Source organism: Curtobacterium phoenicis (assembly GCF_047238015.1).
Taxonomy (GTDB): domain Bacteria; phylum Actinomycetota; class Actinomycetes; order Actinomycetales; family Microbacteriaceae; genus Curtobacterium.
Genome location: NZ_JBDFLZ010000002.1, coordinates 1825636 through 1844392 on the forward strand (window position 1 = coordinate 1825636; position 18757 = coordinate 1844392).

16 protein-coding genes are annotated in these 18757 nt (G+C 70.3%); 10 read left to right on the forward strand and 6 right to left on the reverse strand.

The genetic code is table 11. From position 1 onward, the window contains the following. Positions 1 to 13 precede the first annotated feature (13 nt). Positions 14 to 592: an SGNH/GDSL hydrolase family protein gene (locus ABC270_RS08900; protein WP_412880455.1), complete on the forward strand. Its 579-nt coding sequence runs from the start codon at positions 14 to 16 to the stop codon at positions 590 to 592. Positions 593 to 632: 40 nt separating this feature from the next. On the opposite strand, the gene ABC270_RS08905 is transcribed toward ABC270_RS08900, so the two are convergent. The 5 genes from ABC270_RS08905 to ABC270_RS08925 form a co-directional block, all read right to left on the reverse strand. Then, entirely contained in the window at positions 633 to 1685 is a 1053-nt protein-coding gene (locus tag ABC270_RS08905) for a hypothetical protein (protein ID WP_412880456.1), read from the reverse strand. Positions 1686 to 2011: 326 nt separating this feature from the next. Continuing rightward, entirely contained in the window at positions 2012 to 2167 is a 156-nt protein-coding gene (locus ABC270_RS08910; protein ID WP_176491703.1) for a hypothetical protein, read from the reverse strand. Between the two features lie 92 nt (positions 2168 to 2259). Then, a complete protein-coding gene (locus tag ABC270_RS08915) occupies positions 2260 to 4878 on the reverse strand; it encodes a glycosyltransferase (protein WP_412880457.1) in 2619 nt (872 codons plus the stop codon). After that, positions 4878 to 6323 (reverse strand): glycosyltransferase family 2 protein, encoded by a 1446-nt coding sequence (locus ABC270_RS08920; RefSeq protein ID WP_412880458.1) that lies wholly within the window; start codon positions 6321 to 6323, stop codon positions 4878 to 4880. Before ABC270_RS08920 ends, ABC270_RS08915 begins: the two co-directional genes overlap by 1 nt. Further along, on the reverse strand, positions 6320 to 7696 hold the full coding sequence (locus tag ABC270_RS08925) for a rhamnosyltransferase WsaF family glycosyltransferase (RefSeq protein WP_412880459.1): 1377 nt from the start codon (positions 7694 to 7696) through the stop codon (positions 6320 to 6322). The genes ABC270_RS08920 and ABC270_RS08925 overlap by 4 nt, the downstream gene beginning before the upstream one ends. A gap of 118 nt (positions 7697 to 7814) precedes the next feature. Here ABC270_RS08925 and hisD point away from each other — a divergent pair, with 118 nt between their 5' ends. The 3 genes from hisD to ABC270_RS08940 are packed head-to-tail and all read left to right on the forward strand — an operon-like array spanning position 7815 to position 10687. Then, positions 7815 to 9122: a histidinol dehydrogenase gene (hisD, locus tag ABC270_RS08930; protein WP_412880460.1), complete on the forward strand. Its 1308-nt coding sequence runs from the start codon at positions 7815 to 7817 to the stop codon at positions 9120 to 9122. Positions 9123 to 9134: 12 nt separating this feature from the next. Further along, on the forward strand, positions 9135 to 9614 hold the full coding sequence (gene nrdR / locus ABC270_RS08935; protein WP_412880461.1) for a transcriptional regulator NrdR: 480 nt from the start codon (positions 9135 to 9137) through the stop codon (positions 9612 to 9614). Next, entirely contained in the window at positions 9611 to 10687 is a 1077-nt protein-coding gene (locus tag ABC270_RS08940; RefSeq protein WP_412880462.1) for a quinone-dependent dihydroorotate dehydrogenase, read from the forward strand. The genes nrdR and ABC270_RS08940 overlap by 4 nt, the downstream gene beginning before the upstream one ends. A gap of 547 nt (positions 10688 to 11234) precedes the next feature. Here ABC270_RS08940 and ABC270_RS08945 read toward each other — a convergent pair. Continuing rightward, positions 11235 to 11810 carry a DUF3043 domain-containing protein gene (locus ABC270_RS08945; protein ID WP_412880463.1) on the reverse strand — a complete coding sequence of 192 codons (576 nt, stop codon included), beginning with the start codon at positions 11808 to 11810 and terminating at the stop codon, positions 11235 to 11237. A gap of 52 nt (positions 11811 to 11862) precedes the next feature. On the opposite strand from ABC270_RS08945, the gene ABC270_RS08950 reads away from it, so the two are divergent. The 6 genes from ABC270_RS08950 to ABC270_RS08975 all read left to right on the forward strand — a co-directional run bounded on the left by ABC270_RS08950 (position 11863) and on the right by ABC270_RS08975 (position 18738). Next, positions 11863 to 13311 (forward strand): dipeptidase, encoded by a 1449-nt coding sequence (locus ABC270_RS08950; RefSeq protein ID WP_412880464.1) that lies wholly within the window; start codon positions 11863 to 11865, stop codon positions 13309 to 13311. Between the two features lie 179 nt (positions 13312 to 13490). After that, a complete protein-coding gene (locus tag ABC270_RS08955; RefSeq protein WP_058725877.1) occupies positions 13491 to 13871 on the forward strand; it encodes a HesB/IscA family protein in 381 nt (126 codons plus the stop codon). A 234-nt stretch (positions 13872 to 14105) separates the two neighbouring features. Then, on the forward strand, positions 14106 to 15005 hold the full coding sequence (ctaC, locus tag ABC270_RS08960; protein WP_412880465.1) for an aa3-type cytochrome oxidase subunit II: 900 nt from the start codon (positions 14106 to 14108) through the stop codon (positions 15003 to 15005). 12 nt (positions 15006 to 15017) lie between these two features. Then, positions 15018 to 16757, forward strand: coding sequence for an aa3-type cytochrome oxidase subunit I (ctaD, locus tag ABC270_RS08965; protein WP_412880466.1), 1740 nt, complete (start codon positions 15018 to 15020; stop codon positions 16755 to 16757). A gap of 4 nt (positions 16758 to 16761) precedes the next feature. Further along, complete coding sequence (locus ABC270_RS08970) at positions 16762 to 17181, forward strand: cytochrome c oxidase subunit 4 (RefSeq protein WP_412880467.1); 420 nt, start codon at positions 16762 to 16764, stop codon at positions 17179 to 17181. Between the two features lie 183 nt (positions 17182 to 17364). Further along, a complete protein-coding gene (locus ABC270_RS08975) occupies positions 17365 to 18738 on the forward strand; it encodes a glucose-6-phosphate dehydrogenase (protein WP_412880468.1) in 1374 nt (457 codons plus the stop codon). The last annotated feature ends 19 nt before the right edge of the window (positions 18739 to 18757 follow it).

Genomic DNA, 18757 nt, shown 5'->3' on the forward strand with positions numbered 1-18757 from the left:
ATAGGCTCGACCGATGTTCACAGGACGATCCCGCATCAGCCCGCACTCTTCGCTTTCGTTCGCCGTCTCTGGCGACGGCATCACCGCCAGAGCGGGATCTTGGAAAGAGCAGATCTCGGATCGCCATCTGCGTCTGGTCGGAGGCTTCGCGGAGGAGGGCGCCACTTCTGAGCGCGCCTTCGGGCAGGTACGCCGGTCCCTCGCTGACGTCCTGGTGGTGATGCTCGGCATGGAGGATGTCCGCGCCTCCGTACCGTTCGAGACGATGACCGCCAACATCGAGAAGATCGTTCGTTTCGCTGAATGCAAGACCGCGCTGCTCTGTCTCGTTCCGCCGAACAATCGAACTGACGGCGAGGTGAACCGGCGGACGAACGGCATTGTGGCGAACCGGCACCTGTTCGAACTCGGAGCACGAAGAGGCTGGGTTGTTGCGGATCCGTTCGCGTTCGCACGAGCGTCGAACAACGCCTGGGGCGGAGGCGCGAGCGGCGATGGAGTCAACCCGTCGCCGGATACCTCGGCCGAAGCTGCTGCTCGGATGCCGCTTTTCATTCGTCAGGCCGCTGCAACGCAGCCACTGAATCGCTGACGGCCGGCGCGCAAGAGGCTCCGATCAGGACGGCATCGCGTCAGCCCCAAAAAGCGCCGATGTCGTCCTGGAAAGCCTTGCCTGCTTCTCCGCGCGCCGGGCCAGCCGTGCCGATGTACCCGCGACCAGCGACCGCGGAAACGACCGAATCGACCGTGACGGGTCCTGAGCAGCGGCTGTCCAAGCGGAGGGTACCGCCGAGTTCCACTGTCAGATGATGCGTGACGGAGGTCACTTCGATACGCGTGTGTACATCGAGCGGCGTGCCACAAGAATCGCCTCGAGAGCCGCGCTCGTGTTGTTCGGCCCGCAGCTGCACCATCGCGACGAACGGCTGTCCAGGGTTGAGCAGCGGTGCCGGATCGGCTGCGGGCCAGCAAGCGTCCGTGTCCGGAGAATGGTAGGCGCAGGTTGACAGGGGAACGCTCGTGTCGATCTGCACCCTGCGGACACCGCGGCTTGGTTCGAAGTCCAGGCGTGCCGCGGAGACGGGCCCGTCTTGCGGGACGACGTCATCCCGCGTGAGCGGCCACTTGTCGTGGTTCGGTCCCGCTGTGCTCACTCCGTGGGGCGCCGTCTGCGACTTTATCTGCGGCGCGTCCATCCTCCACGTCCTGTCCGGCACGTTTGCGGCGACGTTGTACTGCCTGGCGTCGAGAACACAGGTGTAGTCACCAGTCGTCCTTACAAGGAGAACAGCACGCGGCGAGATCGTTGTTCGCGGGATTCCTGTGTAAACGTTCCGCACCGCATCGGTTCCGAAGACTGCGCGGTCTGGCCGATCAGCGAGGAAGCAGCGGAGCTGCACGTTGAGAAAGGCGCGCTGATCAATTCGGGGAGCATTGTTCGAGTCGTCGACGACAACAGCGCCTGTTACAAGTGCCGCTTGACCGGCTCGTAAGCGCCCGATGTTGCGAACGGCCAACGAGCAGAAGTCGTGCTCTGATACCTGCGTGGCAGAGGTCGGGCGGACCACCCCGTCGCACGGCGTGAAGGGATCTCTCATGCCATAGGTCGTGGCGGCAGGGGTGAGAAACGTTGCCATGGCGATTGCCGCACTGGCCAGGAGAGTGACTCCTCGAATCCACAGCATGATCGTTCCTCTCCGACCGGGCTCTTTCGGCAGACCGCTGCCGATCAGAAGATAGGGCCACTATTTCGGAGGGAACATCGAGAAGGGCCCGCCCGATTGAAACACTGCGCAGGTCATTGTCAGGCGGATGGAATCACGTACGCTGCACACGGACTGGTCCGATCGACGTTTCAAGAAGCCAGTTCAACTTGTCACGTCTCGTCGAGAAGGAGCAAAGGGAACGTCGCTCGTACAATTGGATGACACATCCACGACCGCGAAGAATCGAAATCGAGGCAAGGGGCTGCAGCGCGGATCGGACGACTCCCGATCCTGTGGGCGGCGGGTCAGTCGAGCGTAGCGACGATGTACTCGGCCTCGTGCAGGACCGAGCAGAACGCCAGGCCGTCGTGGTCGAGTGCAGCTCGCTTGCTGATGACGGCACCGCAGACCACGCACCGGACGGTGAAGGTCGAGCGGATGGCATCGGAGAGGAGCGACATGAGGAGATCATGCTCCGCCATGGTTAACAGACGGCTGCGGAAGCCTCGGAGAACCGTGAACGAACCCACTGGATCAGCGGACTGTCGGCTGGCTAGTCGATTGCTGTGATCAGCTCCAGGATCGCTGCTGCCGGACGATCGGCGGGCACCACGAATCCGTAGTCATCCTCAGCTCCCACGGCGCCCCACGCGGCGTTCAGCGCCCCGGGCTGCGGCACCCAGCTGCTCGTGCCGGACGCGACGAGGACGGTCACGTCGTCGAGCCCGCTCGAACCGCGGTACCAGGCGGACGGGACGTCGACCTGCACGAGGTGACCCAGTGCCTCCAGGCCGGACACCAGGGCGGCGGCGTCGTGCGGACGCGACCCGTCATGCTTGACGGCCACGCGGAGCGGAGCACGCGAGGCGTCAACGGCGCCGTCGCCGGCCGCACGAGCGGCGACGTCCGGGACGGACCGCACCACCACCGGCCGCGACGACCGCACCATGACCGCGTGCCCCTTCGGCATCCCCGGCGCGACCCCGGCGTACCGGAGCCCCGCAGCCTCGTACCGCGGTGCGGCGTCGGACGCCGGGTAGCGTCCGCGCCACCGCTCGTCGAACACCCGCCGGTTCTCGATGCGCGCGTCGTCGCGGCCCTCGGTGCGGCTCTCGTGGTGGACGACGACGGACGTGGGCTCGACGAGGAACGCCGAGCCCGCGGGGGCGTCGGCGAGGGCGCGGAGGCAGAGGTCGACGTCCTCCAGCCCGTTCGCGTACACCGGGTCGAAGCCGTGCCAGCGGAGGAGGTCCGCGGCGCGGAAGGCTGCGGCGGCGGCCGTGATCGCGGAGAAGCGCCGGGCAGCGGGCTCCGACAGGGCAGCGGTCGCGTCGTACCGCGGGTGCTCGCCGAGGAAGTGCCACGGCAGGACCTTGTCGCCGCCGAACACGGTGCCGGCTGCCTGCACGATGCCGTCCGGGTAGAGCAGTAGCGGCTGGACGCCGAGCACGGTCGGGTCGTCGAGCGCGGTGACGAGCGGTCGGAGCCAGCCGGTGGTGACCTCGGTGTCGTTGTTGAGCATCACCACGACGTCGCCGGTGGAGCGGGCGAGCCCGAGGTCGCTGCCGAGCGCGAAGTTGCGGTTGCGGTCCTCGCGCTGGAGCACGACCCGCGGTTCGTCCCGGAACCAGGCGTCGAGCACGCCGGTGACCGAGCGGGGTGAGCCGTTGTCGACGACGACCACCTCGACGTCGTCGCCGTCGTGGTCGGCAGCGCCGAGGACGGCGTCGACGGCCCGGCGGGTCATCGTCCAGTCGCGGTACGTCGGGACGACGACGGACACGAGCCCCGCGGTGCGCGGCGCGGCGGCGAGGGCGTCCCAGTCGAGGCGGTGGCGCGCGAGGGCGACCTCCTGCCAGGATGCCGGCTGCCCGGAGGACACCCGGCGGACGTCGCGGACGTTGTCGTAGTCGACGCCGATCACCGGCACGTACGCGGGCATCCCGGCGTGCCGCGCGATGCGGAGCAGCCACTCCCAGTCGATCCAGCGGCGGAGCGTCTCGTCGAAGGGCCCGACGGCGTCGGCGACGTCCCGCCGGACGACGAGCGCGTTGAGGTCGATGAAGTTGCCGGCGAGGAGGTCCTCGACGGTGCCGTCCTCGCCACGGAAGGTCTCGACCGGGGCGGTCGCGTCGTCGTCGTTGTTCGCGCCGACCATCCGCAGGCCCGTGTGCGCGCCGGGCGCGTCGGTCTCGAGGATCCCGGCGACCGCGGCGGCGAGGTGCTCGGGCCGCCAGGTGTTGTCGGCGTCGAGGAACGCGACGAGCTCACCCCGAGCCGCGGCGAGTCCGGTGTTGCGTGCCGCCCCGGCGCCGCCGTTCGGCCGTTCGTGCACGCGGACGCGGTCGTCACCGTCGGCAGCGGCACGGACGACGTCGAGCGTGTCGTCGCCGGAGCCGTCGTCGACGACGAGCAGCTCCCAGTGCGGGTACGTCTGCGCCTGCACGGAGCGGATCGCGGCCGTCACGACGTCGGGTCGCCGGAACACCGGCATGACGACGGACACCAGGGGGCGTTCCGCGTCACGGCGGGCGGCCCCGCGAGCCAGGGCCGCGAGCGCCTCGTCGGTGCTCGGCCCGTCCCACTGCTGCCGGTAGCGGCGGCGCGTGCGGTGCTGTGCGGCCGCGTACGCGCGTGCGTTGGTGAGGGCGGCGTCGCGCGCAGCGGCCCACGTCGGTGCAGCGCCGCGTCGGCCGGGAGGCACGGGGAGCGCGGTCTCGTCGGTCGCCTCGCGCAGGAAGTCGCGCAGGGCATCGAGTGTGGTCGCCGGTCGGCGACCCTCCGGCCGTGACGCCGCCCACACCCCGGCGTCGAAGAGCGGGCCGGTCTGGAAGAGCTCGGGCCCCTCCTGGTGGAGCGCGTCGTACCAGGACATCCGGGCGTCCGGCTGGTGCTCGCGCATCCACTCCGGTTCGACCAGTGGGCTGAGCGAGAATCCGCGTCGTCCGTCGTTGTGGACGTAGAACGACACCGCCTCGGCGTCGGTCGCGAAGGTCCGGCCGGTCTGCGCCTCGAGGTACGCGCGGTCGACGATGCCGAACTCGACGATGCGGGCGGCCCAGCGGTCGAGCCGGTCCGCGACGGAGAGGGGGCGCTCGGGGCCGCGCAGGCGTCGCGCGAGCCCACGCGCGATCCGACCGAGGCCGTCCTGACCGTTCTTCGGCCCGGGCATCAGCGGCGCCCCGGCAGACGGGAGGCGACCTTCGCGATGGCCTGGCCGGTGCGGAACGAGCGGCTCGCGCGGAGGTCGTCGAGCTCACGGCGCAGCCGGGTGACCTCGTCGGACGACGACGCCGAGGCCGCCTGCGCCGCCGCGAGGTCGAGCGGCAGGAACGCCGCCCAACGCCGCTCGAGTGCGGCCGAGGTGCCGTCGAGCGGGGCGAGCATGCTGTTCTCGACCCCGGCACGGGCGCTCTCCAGCTCGTCGGGGGTGACGACGTCGGCGAACGGCCGCACGAGGTCGGCGACCCGCGCGGAACCGGCGCGGTACTGCTCCGACGACCACGGGACCGCCGGGGCGCCGGTGTCGACGACGACCCAGTGCGCGGCGCGACGGTTCGCGGTCACGAGGTCCGCGGGGGTCGGGTCGACGAGGACCTGGACGGTGACGAGGTCGTCCGGGTTCGGCTCGTCGGAGGTGACGGTCCACGTGTCGGGGGCCGACGTGCCGGAGGGGAGCCGCGCCTCCAGGGCGAAGCCGTCGCCGAAGGCCGCGTCGATCTGCCGGACCAGTGCGTCCGCGTCCGCGACGTGCCGCAGGTCGACCGCGAGCCGCGCTGCCGGACCGGCCGGGACGAGCACGTCCGCGAAGCGTTCCGTCGCCGTCGTGCCGTGCCGCTGGTAGGCGGCCACCGCGTCCGGGAGGAACGGGTACCGCCGCTCGAGCTCGCGCTGGTGGGCGGCGCGCAGCGCGTTCCGGTTGCCGGAGAAGCTCTTGCCGCCCGCGTGCAGGACGAGGGCGTGGTTCGCGATCTTCGCGAGCCAGCCGTGGCCGGCGATGCGGAGGCAGTAGTCGTTCTCCTCGCCGTAGCCCGGCGCGAACGCCTCGTCGAACAGGCCGTGCTCGGTGATGAGCTCGCGGCGCGTGAGGAAGCAGAAGCCCATCGCGACGGGGAGGACCTGCGACGCCGGGAGGAGCGGTGCGATCGCGGACCAGACCTCGCGGGTGCGTTCCTCTGTGCGGGCGGCGCCGCGGTTCGTCAGCCGGTACGGGATACTCGCGATCGTCGCGTTGTCGCTGCGGGCGGTGACGACGCCCGTGCGGTCCTCGTCGAGGACGGCGAGCATCGCGTCGAGGAAGCCCGCGGTCGGGACGGCGTCGCTGTTGAGCAGGAGGACGGCCTCGCCGTCGTGCCCCGGGTCCAGCTCGGTCACGGCGCGGTTGCACGTGCCGACGAAGCCGAGGTTGTGGTCGTTGCGCTCGTACCGGAAGCCCGGGAGACCCGCGGTGCGGTCGAGGAGCGCGCGCTCGATGGTGTCGGCGTCGGGGCCGCAGTCGTTGACGAGCAGGACGCGGTGGCGCTCGGTGTCGAGATGCTCGACCAGGCCGTCGACGCAGCGCAGGAGCGATTCGAGGTCGCCGTACACCGGGACGACGACGAGCGTGGTACGGGTCATCGGGTCTGCTCCTCGGTGGGATCGGTGGCGTGCCCGCCGAGTGCTCGGGCGAGGGCGTCCACGGCTGCGTCGAGCGGGCCGCCGAGCGCACCGTCGGCGACCGGGGCGAACGGGGTCGGCCCCCCGGCCGCTGCCCGCCGGACCGCGTCGGCGACGGCGAGACCGAGGGACCGGGCGTCCGCGGGCACCGCCGTCAGGTTCGGGTGCAGGTGCCCCCGGGTGTCGCGGAACTCGTTCGTCACCACGCGCGCACCCGAGATCGCCCCGTCGAACGGCGGGTGGCTCGGGTGCGGGCTGTGCTGCAGCGACAGCACCACGTTCGTCGACGCGATGAAGCGGAAGTAGTCGTCCCACGGCATCGTCCCGTGCGACACGAGCTTCACGTCGCCGGCACCGCCGTCGAGCTCCACGTCGCCGTGCTGCTCGCCCGCGGAGTGGAACTCGACCCGCAGGCCGTCGCCCTCGAGCTCCTGCACCGCGACACGGAGGGCCGCGACACCGAGCCGGAACAGGTTGCGGTGCTTGCTCGGACGCCCGTAGAAGAGGACGCGGACGGTGTCCTCGTGCTCCCGGGCCGCTGCGACCCGCTCGAGCAGGTCGAGGTCGAGGTGCGGGGCGAACGACCGGTCACGGGGGACGTCGACGTCCTCGACCTCGGCGAGGTACTGCCGGAGCGGCTCGGAGTTCACGAGCATCCGGAAGCCCGCACGGTAGGTCGAGGCAGCGACGGCGTACTCGGTCGACCACGGGCTGAACCCGGGCTCGTAGTCCTGCACGAGGTAGACGACGCGGTCACGCGGGACGACCCCGGCGGTCACGGCGACGTCGAGCGGGTGCGCCGTCTTCCAGTGCGTGGCGATCCACACGTCGTCGCGGCCGAACGTCGCGTCGAGGACGTCCTCGCGGCGCACCACCCGGACACCGGGGCGGCCGTCGACGCGCGACTCGGGGAAACGGTCCGCGACCAGGGCCTCAGCGGCGGCGGCGCTGTTGCCCGGCGTGGTCCAACGCACCATCACGACCCGGACCCGGCGGCCGGTGCGCTCGCCGAGTGCGAGGGCGACCGCGAGGGCCGTCTGCACGCCGGCGAAAGCCGCGCCCTCGCGCAGCTCGTCGACGACGAGGACGACCTCCGGCTCGCGCTCCACGGTGCGGATCCCGGCGATCGCGAGGCTGGTCTCGACGAGTCCCTCGAACGGGCGGGCGGCGAGCGGCGCACGGTCGCGCTCACGTCGCGCCACGCGGACGTCCACCCGGGAGACCGTGCGTCCCAGTCGCTCGCGGACGTCGTTCCGGTAGTGGCCGTCCCGTGCGTACCGTTCGTTCACACGCACGAGGTCGGTGACGAGGCGTCGCGCCTTCTCGAAGTTCATCGACCCTCACGTTAGCGGGCGGTCAGGGACCGGGCCCTCACGGCCCGGGCGGCTCGCGGCCCGGGCGGTCACGGCCCGCAGGGGGCGGTCGGGGGTGCTCGGTAGGCTTGGCGACCTGATGATGCAGCGAATCGACCTCCGCGGTGGCCTGCCCGCCCGTGCCGAACTCCTCCGACTCATGCCCCGCGCCGCCGGCGACGTCTCGCACGCCGTCGACGCCGCTCGCGAGCTCGTCGACGCGGTCCGGGAGCACGGTGCGACGGCGCTCCGCGAGCAGGCCGAGCGGTTCGACGGGGGAGCGCCCGAGCACGTCCGCGTCCCCGCTGCCGAGATCGCCGCCGCGGTCGCCGGGCTCACCCCCGAGCTCCGCGCCGCGCTCGACGAGGCCATCCGGCGCGTCCGTGCCGCGAGTGCCGCGCAGGTACCGGCCGGCTCCGTGACGACGCTCGCCGACGGCGCCGAGGTCCACCAGCGCTGGCAGCCGATGCGTCGGGTGGGCCTCTACGTCCCCGGCGGGAAGGCCGTCTACCCGTCGAGCGTCGTCATGAACGTCGTCCCGGCCCAGGTCGCCGGCGTCGGCTCGATCGCGCTCGTGTCCCCGCCGCAGCGCGACCACGGCGGACACGTGCACCCGACGATCCTCGCGGCAGCCGGACTCCTCGGTGTCGACGAGGTCTACGCGATGGGCGGTGCCGGGGCGATCGGTGCGCTGGCGTACGGCGTTCCCGAGATCGACCTCGAGCCCGTCGACCTCGTGACCGGGCCGGGCAACAACTACGTCGCGGCGGCGAAGCGGATCGTCCGCGGCACCGTCGGCATCGACTCCGAGGCCGGGGCGACCAAGATCCTCGTGATCGCCGACGACACGGCCGACGCCGGCTACGTCGCGGCCGACCTCGTCAGCCAGGCGGAACACGACGAGCAGGCGGGCGCCGTCCTGGTGACCACCTCGTCGACGTTCGCCGACGCGGTCGAGGCGGCGATCCCGGAACGCACGGCGCGCGTCGGGACCGCCACGCGCCTCCAGGTCGCCCTGGACGGTCCGCAGTCGGCGGTCGTCCTCGTGGACTCGCTCGCCGACGCCGCGACCGTGAGCAACGCGTACGGCCCGGAGCACCTCGAGATCCAGACCGCCGACGACGACGCGGTGCTCGCCGACATCGATGCCGCCGGAGCGGTCTTCGTCGGGCCGAGCACGCCCGTGAGCCTCGGCGACTACCTGGCCGGATCGAACCACGTCCTGCCGACCGGCGGACAGGCCCGCTTCGGCTCGGGGCTCTCCGCGTCGACGTTCCTCCGGCCGCAGCAGGTCATCCGCTACTCGCCGGCGGCGCTGGCCGAGGTCGCGCCGCACATCGTCGCGCTCGCGACGGAGGAGCAGCTGCCGGCGCACGGGGCCGCCGTGACGGAGCGCACGAGCCGGTAGCCTGGGTCCGACATGTTCTGCCCCTTCTGCCGCCACCCGGACTCCCGCGTCGTCGACTCCCGCACCAGCGACGACGGCACCTCAATCCGTCGCCGTCGCCAGTGCCCGAACTGCGGGCGTCGCTTCTCGACCACCGAGACCGCGTCGCTCAACGTGGTGAAGCGCAACGGCGTGACCGAGCCGTTCAGCCGCGACAAGATCGTGTCCGGCGTTCGGAAGGCGTGCCAGGGCCGGCCGGTGACCGACGGCGACCTCGCCGTCCTCGCGCAGCGGGTGGAGGAGACCGTGCGGTCGTCCGGGTCGAGCCAGATCGACGCGAACGACATCGGCCTCGCGATCCTCGTGCCGCTCCGGGAGCTCGACGAGGTCGCGTACCTCCGCTTCGCGAGCGTCTACCAGGCCTTCGACTCCCTCGAGGACTTCGAGGACGCCATCGCCCAGCTCCGACTCGACCACCACGCAGCCTCCCGCGCAGAGGCTGCGGACGCATGAGCGTCGGCGTCGAACGGGCGATCCGCGGCGGGTACGAGGTCGTCTTCCGGTCGGTGTTCGCGAACATGGACCCCGAGCGGGCCCACCACCTCGCGTTCGCGGTGATCCGGGTGATCCCGCACGTGCCGTTCATCGGCCGGTTGGTCGAGCGGTCCTCCCGCCCCTCCGCAGCGGACGGCATCACCACGATGGGGATCCACTTCCCGTCGCGGTTCGGCCTCGCCGCCGGGTTCGACAAGGACGCCAAGGGGATCCGCGGGCTCGGGGTGCTCGGCTTCGGGCACGTCGAGGTCGGCACGATCACCGCGAAGCCGCAGCCGGGCAACGAGAAGCCCCGGCTCTTCCGGCTCATCCCGGACCGGGCGCTCATCAACCGCATGGGGTTCAACAACCACGGCGCCCCGGCCGCGTCGCGGCGGCTCGAACGAGCCCGTCGGAACCCCGGCCGTCCGGTCATCGGCGTCAACATCGGCAAGAGCCGCGTGGTCGACGTGGTGGACGCGGTCGACGACTACCTCGAGTCCACCCGGCTCCTGGCGCCGTTCGCCGACTACCTCGCCGTGAACGTCAGTTCGCCGAACACCCCGGGACTCCGCGGGCTGCAGGAACTCGACCAGCTGCGGCCGCTCCTGACCGCCGTGCGGGACGCCGCCGGGCGCACACCCGTGCTCGTGAAGATCGCGCCGGACCTCACCGACGAACAGATCGACGCCATCGCCGGGCTCGCGGTGGAGCTCGGGCTCGCCGGGGTCATCGCGAACAACACCACGATCGACCGCTCCGGGCTGAGGACGCCGGCGGCCGAGGTCGAGGCCATGGGCGCCGGGGGACTCTCCGGCGCACCCCTCGCCGCCCGCTCGCTCGAGGTCCTGCGCCGCGTCCGCTCGGCCGTGCCCGAGGACTTCTGCGTCATCGCGGTCGGCGGGGTGACGAGCGAGCGGGACGTGCAGGAGCGCATCGACGCGGGGGCGACGCTCGTGCAGGGCTACACGGCGTTCCTCTACGAGGGGCCGACCTGGGCGGCGCGGATCAACCACCTGCGTCGTCGTCGGCTGCGTCGCGCCGCGCGCTGAGCGCCGCGCGCGCCGTGCGCCGCGCCACGCGCGCCGGCGCACGCGCCCTCGCGCGCGTCGTTCGTCCCGTCGAGGTTCCAGAATCTCGGCATCTCGGGCCCAACGACGCCCGTCCTCGGAACCTGGGCGACACACACGCGGCGAGTCGTGGAACCTCACCGACCACACACGCGGCGAGTCGTGGAACCTCACCGATCACACACGCGGCGAGTCGTGGAACCTCACCGACCACGCACGCGGCGAGTCGTGGAACCTCACCGACCACGCACGCGGCGAGTCGTGGAACCTCACCGTCCTCGCATCGGACGGGAGGCACGGTGCCGGCCCGACCCGTGCCTCCCGTCCGTCGGGGGACGTGCGTTGGTCGCAGGACCTGCCGTGCGCGTGTCACGTTGGGCGCACGAAGGGTCGGCTCCGGCGAACGCGAGCGGCATGTCGTGCGACCGACTCGCGCCGGCCGCCCGCCCGGCCGCGCCGCGCGCGCCGCACACACAGGAGCGCCGCCCGACCGAGGTCGAGCGGCGCTCCGAGCGGGACGAACCCGGGGTCAGACGGCCGGGTACTGCCCGCGACGCACCTGCGGCTTCGGCAGGCGGAGGAACCGCAGCTGCCACGCCCGCGTCAGGATGTAGAAGAACGTGCCGCGCTGCATCGCGCCGAACTTGTTCGTGAGCTTCTTGCGGAGGGACAGCCAGAGCACGACGCAGTCGACGACGAACAGCGCCACGAACGCCCACACGAGCAGCAGCGCGTACGAGGCGAGCACGGTCTGCGCGGCGGCGAACCCGAGGATGAGGAAGATCACGAGCACCGGCATCATGACCTCGCCCACGTTCCAGCGGGCGTCGATCCAGTCGCGCACGAAGCGACGCTGCTCGCCGCGGTCCTTCGCCGGGAGGTAGCGCTCCTCACCGTTCGCCATGCCGACGCGGGCCTTCTCGCGCTCGGTGTTGAGACGAGCACGCGCGGCCTTCTTGTCGGCGGGGGAGTTGCCGACGAGCGGGCGGCGGTTCGCGGCCTCACGCTCACGACGACTCGGCGTCGGCCGGCCCTTGCCCTGCTCGAGGAGCTCGGCCTCGGTCGGGTTGACGGTCGTGTTGGTCTTGGGGGCTGCCTTCGCCACGGTGGGTTCCTGACTGCGGTTGCGTGCTGGATCGTCCTCTAGATTACGGGACATGACCGACACCGACCAGCACGCAGCAGCCACCGACCCCGCACTCCTCGACGCCCTGCGCGAACAGGTGCAGGGGGCGCTGCCGGCGACCATCGCCGACCTGTCCGCCCTCGTCCGCCTGCCCTCGGTGTCGTGGTCGGCGTTCGACCCGGCGAACGTGCGGGCGAGCGCCGAGGCCGTCGCGGACCTGGCGCGGTCGACCGGGGTCTTCGGCGCGGACGACGTCCGGATCGTCCGGTCGGCGTTCGACGGCGCGACGTCGGACGTCGCCGAGGAGGACGCCGCCGAGCAGCTCGGCCAGCCCGCCGTGCTCGCGGTCCGTCCGGCCCGGAACGGCAAGCCGACGGTGACGCTCTACGCCCACCACGACGTGCAGCCGCAGGGCGACGACGCGCTCTGGGAGACGCCGCCGTTCGAGCCGACCCTCCGCGGTGACCGCCTCTACGGCCGCGGTGCCTCAGACGACAAGGCCGGTGTGATGACCCACATCGCCTCGCTCCGGGCCCTGCACGCGCAGTTCGGCGACGACCTCGACCTCGGTGTCGTGCTGTTCGTCGAGGGTGAGGAGGAGTTCGGCTCCAGGTCGTTCCGCACGTTCCTCCGCGAGCAGAAGGAGCACCTCGCCGCCGACGTCATCGTCGTGGCGGACAGCGACAACTGGTCCACCGAGGTCCCCTCGATCACGGTGTCCCTCCGCGGCAACGTCACGTTCAAGCTGACGCTGACGACGCTCGAGCACGCGAGCCACAGCGGCATGTTCGGGGGAGCGGCGCCCGACGCGATGATCCCGATGGTGCGCCTGCTCGCCTCGTTGCACGACGACGACGGCTCGGTCGCGGTCGAGGGGCTGACCTCGTACGAGGCCGACGTCCCCGAGCGCTCGGACGAGGAGCTCGCGGCCGACGCCGCCCTGCTGCCCGGCGTCCGTCCGGTCGGCACCGGGCCGGTCCTCAGCCGGATGTGGTTCCAGCCGTCGATCACCGTGACCGGCATGGACGTGCCGAGCGTCGCGAACGCGTCGAACACCCTCCTGCCGACGGTCTCCGCACGGGTCTCGGTCCGGATCGCCCCCGGGCAGTCGGCCGCCGACGCGTACGAGGCGGTCGAGCGCCACCTCCGCGCGCACGTGCCCTTCGGCGCCCGCCTCGACATCAGCGAGCCCGACGCCGGCGACGGCTTCCTCGTCGACACCGCCGGTTGGGCCGTGCAGGACGCGCGCACCGCGATGCGCGAGGGCTGGGGCGCCGACCCCGTCGAGCAGGGGATCGGCGGGTCGATCCCGTTCGTCTCCGACCTCGCGGCGGAGTTCCCGGACGCGCAGATCCTCGTCACGGGCGTCGAGGACCCGGACACCCGCGCGCACAGCCCGAACGAGTCGCAGCACCTCGGTGTGCTGCACCGCGCGATCGCCTCCGAGACGATCCTGCTGGCGCGGCTCGCGACGCGCTGACGCGCGGCAGGACGGACGGGAGGCCCGTGACGACGCCGCCACGGGCCTCCCGTCCGTCCGCGCTCTCCACAGGGCTCCGTCCCTCCACAGCGCGCAGCCGCCTGCTGCGGACGTCGGTGGAGCGTGCTTACAATCGTCACGAGGCGCGGTGATCCGCACCGCCCGGAGGGAGACGCGCGATGAGCGACACCATCACCGAAGCGCAGACCGCAACGGCGACCGAGACGCCGACGCACGGCGTGCAGCTGAGCGACGCGGCGGCCGCGAAGGTGGCGAGCCTCCTCGAGCAGGAGGGCCGTGACGACCTCCGCCTGCGCCTCGCCGTCCAGCCCGGTGGCTGCTCGGGCCTGATCTACCAGCTCTACTTCGACGAGCGCATGCTCGACGGCGACACCACCGCCGAGTTCGAGCCCGGCGTCGAGGTCGTCGTCGACAAGATGAGCGTCCCGTACCTCGACGGCGCCACGATCGACTTCGAGGACACGATCCAGAAGCAGGGCTTCACGATCGACAACCCCAACGCGCAGGGCAGCTGCGCGTGCGGCGACAGCTTCCACTGACGCCCACCAGCCGACACGCGAGCGGGGAGCGACCGAGCAGGTCGCTCCCCGCTCGCGTTCGTCCCGGTCAGAACGGCCTCGGCAGCTGCGGAACGGGGCCACGCGGAGCTCCGGTTGGCGCGAGCTGTCCCCGGCTGCGAGTAAGCTAGGAGTGTTCCAACCAAGCTGGGAGCGAGCCATGCGCGACCTTCACGTCGCGGCTCCTCCGGGTTCACGTCATTCCGAGAGGTAATAGTGCGTTCGAATCGCCGTATACGTTGGGCGGCCATCCCGGTGGCCGTCGGTCTGGTCATCGCACTGGCTGGCTGCACGCAGCAGCAGCTCAACGGATGGCTCCCCGGCACGGAGCAGACGCGTGACGTCACGAACCACACCAGTCGCATCGTCGGTCTGTGGACCACGAGCTGGGTCGTCCTCCTCGCGGTCGGTCTGATCGTCTGGGGCCTGATCATCTGGGCCGCGATCGTCTACCGCCGCCGCAAGGGGCAGACCGGCCTCCCGGTGCAGATGCGGTACAACATGCCGCTCGAGATCTTCTACACGATCGTCCCGCTCATCCTCGTGCTCGGCTTCTTCGCCTTCACCGCGAAGGACCAGGCCGCCATCGAGCAGCCCTTCGCCAAGGCCGACGCGACGATCCACGTCTACGGCAAGCGCTGGGCGTGGGACTTCAACTACATCAACGAGGACGACAAGTCCAAGAGCGTCTACTACCAGGGCATCCAGGCCCAAGAAGAAGAGAACGCGAACGGCGCGATCGACGAGTCGCAGCTCCCGACGCTGTACCTGCCCAAGGGCAAGAAGGTGCACATCGAGCTGTCCTCCCGCGACGTCAACCACTCCTTCTGGGTGATCGACTTCCTCTACAAGAAGGACATGATCCCCGGCAAGCAGAACGACGAGTACTTCATCCCCGAGAAGCTCGGCACGTACCAGGGCAAGTGCGCGGAGCTCTGCGGTGAGTACCACTCGCTCATGCTCTTCCAGGTGAAGGTCGTCACGCCGACCGAGTACCAGAAGTACCTCGACTCCCTCGCGGAGCAGGGCAAGACCGGTCTCCTCGGTGACGAGTACAACACCAACACGAACGAACCGAACAACAAGGCGCCCGTGACGGCGTCCGAGAACGATTAGGGGCTCCGTCAGATGACCACGTCGCTCGTCGGCCAGCCGGCGGCAGGCACCACGACCCTGGACTTCCAGGCGTCGAAGGTGGGCCGCAAGGGCAACATCATCGTCCGGTGGATCACCTCCACCGACCACAAGACCATCGGGTACATGTACCTGATCGCGTCGTTCATCTTCTTCCTGCTCGCGGGTGTGATGGCGCTCGTCATCCGAGCCCAGCTCTTCGAGCCCGGCCTGCACGTGGTCGCGACGAAGGAGCAGTACAACCAGCTCTTCACGATGCACGGCACGATCATGCTGCTGCTCTTCGCGACGCCGCTCTTCTCGGGCTTCGCGAACGCGGTCATGCCGCTGCAGATCGGCGCACCGGACGTCGCCTTCCCGCGACTCAACGGCTTCGCCTTCTGGCTCTACGTCTTCGGCGCGCTCATCGCGGTCGGCGGCTTCCTCACCCCGCAGGGCGCGGCCTCGTTCGGTTGGTTCGCCTACGCGCCGCTGAGTGACACGACGTTCACACCGGGACTCGGTGGGACGCTCTGGGTCTTCGGCCTCGGCATGACCGGCTTCTCGACGATCCTCGGCGCGGTGAACTTCATCACGACGATCATCACGATGCGTGCCCCGGGCATGACGATGTTCCGCATGTCGATCTTCACGTGGAACACCCTCGTGACCGCGCTCCTCGTCCTGATGGCCTTCCCGGTCCTCGCGGCGGCGCTGTTCGGCCTCGGCCTCGACCGAGTGTTCAACGCCCAGATCTTCAACCCGGCCAACGGCGGGGCGCTGCTCTGGCAGCACCTGTTCTGGTTCTTCGGCCACCCCGAGGTCTACATCATCGCGCTGCCGTTCTTCGGCATCGTGTCCGAGATCTTCCCGGTGTTCAGCCGCAAGCCGATCTTCGGGTACAAGACGCTCGTCTACGCGACCATCTCCATCGCGGCCCTCTCGGTCACGGTGTGGGCGCACCACATGTACGTCACCGGTGGCGTCCTGCTGCCGTGGTTCTCGCTCATGACGATGCTCATCGCGGTCCCGACCGGCGTGAAGATCTTCAACTGGGTCGGCACGATGTGGCGCGGCTCGGTGACCTTCGAGACGCCGCTGCTCTGGTCGGTCGGCTTCCTCATCACGTTCACCTTCGGTGGTCTCACCGGCGTCATCCTGGCCTCGCCGCCGCTCGACTTCCACGTGTCCGACTCGTACTTCGTCGTCGCGCACTTCCACTACGTGGTGTTCGGCACCGTCGTCTTCGCGATGTTCGCCGGGTTCTACTTCTGGTGGCCGAAGTGGACGGGCAAGATGCTCAACGAGCGCCTCGGCAAGATCCACTTCTGGCTGCTCTTCATCGGCTTCCACACGACGTTCCTCATCCAGCACTGGCTGGGCGTCATCGGCATGCCGCGTCGCTACGCGACCTACCTGCCGAACGACGGGTTCACCTGGATGAACCAGCTGTCGACGATCGGCTCGATGATCCTCGCGATCTCGTTCCTGCCGTTCATCTACAACATCTACGTGACCGCGCGGAATGCGCCGAAGGTCGCCGTGAACGACCCGTGGGGCTACGGCCGCTCGCTCGAGTGGGCCACCAGCTGCCCGCCGCCGCGCCACAACTTCACGTCGATCCCGCGGATCCGTTCCGAGTCCCCGGCGTTCGATCTGAACCACCCCGAGGCCGGCGTGCCGATCGGTGTGGGCCCGGCGAAGGACGCTCCCGACGCCCCGACCTACGACGCCGCGAAGGGCGAGGTGAAGTAACGCCATGCGCGCCAACAAGAACCTGTTCTGGATCCTGTTCGTCTTCTTCATCCTCGCGGATGCGGCCTACACGATCTGGTCGTACATCTACTACGACGGCGTCATCGAGTGGGTCGGCACGGTGTCGATCGGCCTCACCGGGATCATGTCCGCGTTCATCGCGTTCTACCTCAGCAAGGTCATGTCGTCGCAGGGCGGTGTCCTCCCCGAGGACCGTGCCGATGCGAACATCGAGGACGGCGACGCGGAGCTCGGGCACTTCAGCCCGTGGTCGTGGTGGCCGATCCTCCTGGCCTTCGCCGTGGGCATCTGCTTCCTCGGCGTCGCGGCCGGCCTCTGGCTCGTGCCGATCGGCATGGCGTTCGTCGCCGTGACGCTCGTGGGTTGGGTCTACGAGTACTACCGCGGGAACTTCGGGCACTGACCCCGTCCCACCCCTGACGATCTTCGGGCGGCACCACATCCGGTGCCGCCCGAAGTGCGTCCGGACCAGGGCGTGCCCCGGCGCCCGCACGACTCCCCAGCCCCCGGACTGGGAACAACACGGCCCGCAACCGACTTGACTCGGAGCGGACCACCCCCACAACAGCGAAAGGAGTCACCTCAGGTGACCGACAAGCGCACCCTCATCATCTTCGGCGCGACGGGCGACCTCGCCTCCCGCCTGCTGCTGCCGGGCCTCGGCACGTTCCTGCAGAGCGGTCGAGCGGTCCCCGTCCAGCTGATCGGCACCGGTCGCAGCGCCCGGAGCGAGGAGCAGTGGAAGGACGTCGTCACGAAGTCGTTCGCGTCCCAGGACGTGAAGGGCCCGGAGGTCGACGCGACCCTCGAGTCGACGCAGTTCATCCAGGGCGACCCGACGGACCCGAAGCACCTCGAGGCACTCCTCGCGGCCGCCGAGGCCGAGCCGATCCTGTACTTCGCGCTCCCGCCGCAGATCGCGTCGGACATCTGCGAGGCGCTGCAGGAGGTCGAGCTCCCCGAGGGCACGACGCTCGCGTTCGAGAAGCCGTTCGGCACGGACGTCGCCAGCGCCGAGGCGCTCAACAAGACCGTCCTCGAGCTCGTCCCCGAGGAGCGTGTGCACCGCACCGACCACTTCCTCGGTCGCACCACGGTCCTCAACATCATCGGTCTGCGCTTCGCGAACCGTCTGTTCGAGCCGATCTGGAACGCGGACAACATCGAGAAGGTCGACGTCTTCTACGACGAGACCCTGGGCCTCGAGAACCGCGCGCAGTACTACGACGAGGCCGGCGCTCTGGTCGACATGATCCAGTCGCACCTGCTGCAGATCCTCGGGCTCGTCACGATGGACGCCCCAGCCGCCATCGACGCCGTCGAGTTCCGGTCGTCGCTCGCCCGTGTGCTGCGTTCGACGCGCCTCAAGGGCGACGACCCGAAGGTCGCGTCGCGCCGTGCCGTCTACACCGAGGGCACGATCGACGGCAAGGAACTGCCGTCGTACCAGGACGAGGACGGCGTCGACAAGACGCGCGGTACCGAGACGCTGGCCGAGATCGAGGTCGAGGTCGACACCGCCCGCTGGGCCGGCGTGCCGTTCACGCTCCGCTCCGGCAAGGCGCTCGGCGCCAGCCGCAAGGAGGTCCTCATCACCTTCAAGCCCGTGACGCGCCTGCCCTCCGGTCTGACCGGTCGGCCGAAGCAGGACACGCTGCGCATCGTCCTCAACCCGGACGAGATCGAGCTGAGCGTGTCGGCGAACGGTGGCGGCAACCCGTTCGAGATGGGGCAGATCACGCTGTCCTCGTCGTTCGACGACGGTGAGCTCACGCCCTACGGCGAGGTCCTCAACGGCATCTTCCACGACGACCCGCTGCTCTCGATCCGCGGTGACGTGGCCGAGCGCTGCTGGGAGATCGTCGAGCCGGTCGTGGACGCCTGGAAGGCGAACGAGGTCCCGCTGGAGGAGTACCGCGCCGGTTCGCGCGGACCCGCGGACTGGGTGAGCTCGTCCTGACGGACGCGCCTGTCGCGTC